General features: G+C 68.2%; 2 protein-coding genes. Both read right to left on the reverse strand.

Features of this window, described 5'->3' with window-relative positions; genetic code table 11:
* Positions 1–328: 328 nt before the first annotated feature.
* Positions 329–1,741, reverse strand: coding sequence for an FAD-binding oxidoreductase (locus ER13_RS16585; RefSeq protein WP_008260564.1), 1,413 nt, complete (start codon positions 1,739–1,741; stop codon positions 329–331).
* Between the two features lie 48 nt (positions 1,742–1,789).
* On the reverse strand, positions 1,790–3,591 hold a 1,802-nt coding region (locus tag ER13_RS16590; protein WP_035311078.1), incomplete at its 5' end, for a DNA topoisomerase IV subunit B.

A 3,591-nucleotide genomic window follows, 5' to 3' on the forward strand; every position in this document is an offset into this window, starting at 1 on the left:
CAAGGTCGAAGGCCAAGCGAGCCCTCCAAGCGACGAGACCGAGGCGTGATTATAGGGGGTGTGGGAGGGGTGATGGGTCGGAGGGGGTGAGAATCTGGGAAGGTGTTGGAATCACTGAAGTGAGACCAGCGTCATTAGGATAGTTGGACTCGTTCGTTCGGGCCCCCTCCGTCTCGCCGGCTTCGCCGGCGATCCACCTCCCCCAAGGGGGGAGGAGTGGGGCGATCACCTCCCCAGGGGGAGAGGAATGGGATGACGGAGATCCTCCCCCCTTGGGGGAGGTGGCGCGGCGCAGAGCGCCGTGACGGAGGGGGCGTGTCGCCGAGCGCTAGAACAGCACCGCCGGGTTCATGATCCGCTTCGGGTCGATGGCGCGGCGGAGGGCGGCCATGGTTTCGATCTCGAGGGGGGATTTGTAGCGTTTGACCTCTTCGGTCTTGAGGCGGCCGAGGCCGTGTTCGGCGGAGATGGAGCCGTCGTAGGTTCCGACAACGTCGTGAACCACTTGCGAGCCTTCCTTCCAGCGACCGATGAAGGCGGGGATGTCCTGACCCACGCCCGGCAGGATGTCGTAGTGCAGATTGCCGTCGCCGACGTGGCCGAAGACCGAGATCCGGGCGCCGGGGTGGAAGCGTTCGACGGCGGCCGAGGCTTCGTCGATGAATTCGGCGATGCGGCTGATGGGGACCGAGACGTCGTGTTTCCAGCCGCCGCCCTCGGGCTTGAGGGCCGCCGAATGTTCTTCGCGTAGGCGCCAGAAGGCGGCGCGCTGGGCGTCATTCTGGGCGATGGCGGCGTCGGTGATCAGGCCTTGCTCGAAGGCGACCTCCAGCAGGGCCTCCATCTGGGCTTCAGCGCCGCCGGGCGTGCCCGAAGCGATCTCGATCAGGACGTACCAGTCGGGGGTCGAGTCCAGCGGTTCGCGGGTGTCGGGGATGTTCTTGAGCACCAGTTCCATGCCCAGCCGCTTCATCAGCTCGAAGGCCTCGACCCCGCCGCCGGTCTCGGCCTTGGCGCGGGCCAGAAGCTCGACCGAGGCGGCGGCCGTCTCCAGTCCGACCACGGCCACGGCGCGCGAACGCATGATCGGGAAGAGTTTCAGGGTGGCGGCGGTGACGACGCCCAATGTGCCCTCGGCGCCGATCAGCAGCTGTTTCAGGTCGTAGCCGGTGTTGTCCTTCCTGAGGCGCTTCAGGCCCCGGAAGATCTCGCCATTGGGCATGACGGCCTCGAGGCCCAGCACCAGGTCGCGCATCATGCCGTAGCGCAGCACCTGGGTGCCGCCGGCGTTGGTGGAGATGACGCCGCCGATGGTGGCCGACCCCTCGGCCGCGAGGCTGAGCGGGAAATAGCGGCCGGCGGCCGTGGCCGCCTGTTGCGCCTCCAGCAGGGTCAGGCCGGCCTCGACCGTCATGGCGTCGTCCAGGGGGGTGACGTCGCGGACGGCGCGCATCTTGCGAGTCGACAGCAGGACCTCGCCGAAGGGGATCTGGCCGCCGACCAGGCCGGTGCCGCCGCCCTGGGGCGTGATGGCCACGCCTTCGCGGGCGCAGATGGCCACGGCCCTGGCCGTCTCCTCGGTCGAGCGCGGGGTCAGCAGGATCGGCGTATGGCCGGTCCAGCGGTTGCGCCATTCGGTCAGGGCCGGGGCGATGACCTCGGGATCCTGGGTCCAGCCGCCCGGACCGAGGGCGGCTTTCAGTTCGTCCAGAACGGCGGGAGAGGGGGCGGGCGTCTGCATGGCTCCCCTTTTGTCAGGCGCGAGGGCGAGGTGGAAGGGCCGTCGGCCTCAGACGTCCAGGTCTTCCTTCACGAACTGGGCGTTTTCCTGGATGAACTGGAAGCGGGCGTCGGCGCGCTTGCCCATCAGGCGTTCGACCAGGTCTTCGACGCTGGTTTCGGCGTCGGGGACGGTGATCCGGGCCAGGGTGCGCTTCTTCGGGTCCATGGTGGTCTCCTTCAGCTGGGAGGCCATCATTTCGCCCAGACCCTTGAACCGGCCGATCTCGGTCTTCTTGCCCTTGAAGACGGTGGCCAGCAGTTCGTCGCGGTGGGCGTCGTCGCGGGCGTATTCGCTCAAGGGGCCGGCCGAGATCCGGTACAGCGGCGGCAGGGCCATGAAGACCCGGCCCTGGCGGATGGTCTCGGGCATGACCCGGTAGAAGAAGGTGATCAGCAGGGCCGCGATATGGGCGCCGTCCACGTCGGCGTCGGTCATGATGACGATCCGCTCGTAGCGCAGGTCGTCGATGTTGAACCGATTGCCGGGCTGGACGCCCAGGGCCAGGGCCAGGTCGGACAGTTCGATGTTCTGGCGCAGCTTGTCGGCGGTGGCCGAGGCGACGTTCAGGATCTTGCCGCGCAGAGGCAGGATGGCCTGGGTGGTGCGGTCGCGCGCCTGTTTGGCCGAGCCGCCGGCCGAATCGCCTTCGACGATGAAGAGTTCGGTGCCCTGGGCCGACTGGCGGCTGCAGTCCGACAGCTTGCCGGGCAGGCGCAGCTTGCGGGTGGCGGCGGCGCGCTGGACCTCCTTGTCCTTGCGGCGGCGCAGCCGGTCCTCGGCGCGATCGACGACGAAGCCGAGCAGGGCGTTGGCCTGTTTGGGGCTTTCGGTCAGCCAGTGGTCCAGCGGGTCGCGCAGCAGCTGTTCGACCAGGCGGGCGCCCTCGGGCGAGGACAGACGGTCCTTGGTCTGGCCCTGGAATTCGGGATTGCGGATGAAGACGCTGATCAGGGCGCCGGCGTTGGCGGTGACGTCCTCGGCCGTGATGATGGCGGCGCGTTTTTCGTTGGTCAGTTCGCCGTAGGATTTCAGACCCTTGACCAGGGCGGCGCGGAAGCCGGCCTCATGGGTGCCGCCGTCGGGGGTGGAGACGGTGTTGCAGTAGGACTGGATGAAGCCGTCGGCCTCGCCGAAGCCGATGGGGGACCAGGTGACGGCCCATTCGAAGGCACCCGCCTCGCCCTGACGCTCGGCGCGGCCGGCGAAGGTGGGGGTGACGGTCTCCAGCTCGCCGATCCGATCGATCAGGGCGTCGGCCAGACCGCCGGGGAAGTGGAGCAGGGCCTGGGTCGGTGTGGCGTCGGTGATCCGCTCGGGGGCGCAGGTCCATTTGATCTCGACGCCGCGGAACAGATAGGCCTTGGAGCGGGCCATGCGGAACAGGCGGGCGGGCTTGAAGGCCGCGCCCATGCCGAAGATTTCGTCGTCCGGCTTGAAGCGGATCTGGGTGCCGCGCTTTCTGGACGGCTGGACCTGCTGGATCGGGCCCAGGACATTGCCGCGCGAGAAGGACTGTTTCCACTCGAAGCCGTCGCGCCAGACGGTGACGTCCAGATGTTCCGACAGGGCGTTGACGACCGAGACGCCGACGCCGTGCAGGCCGCCCGAGGTCTCATAGGCCTTGCCGGAGAATTTGCCGCCCGAGTGGAGGACGGTCATCACCACCTCCAGCGCCGACTTGCCGGGATGTTTGGGGTGGGGATCGACCGGGATGCCCCGGCCGTCGTCGCGGACCGACAGATAGCCGTCGGCGTCCAGTTCGACCGTGATCAGCTTGGCGTGACGGGCCACGGCCTCGTCGATCGTGT

This window comes from Brevundimonas sp. EAKA, assembly GCF_000698025.1.
Taxonomy (GTDB): Bacteria; Pseudomonadota; Alphaproteobacteria; order Caulobacterales; family Caulobacteraceae; genus Brevundimonas; species Brevundimonas mediterranea_A.

Excerpts from the sequence above, each read along its gene's own strand:
- ER13_RS16585 (WP_008260564.1), bottom strand. The coding sequence starts at position 1,741 with ATGCAGACGCCCGCCCCCTCTCCCGCCGTTCTGGACGAACTGAAAGCC.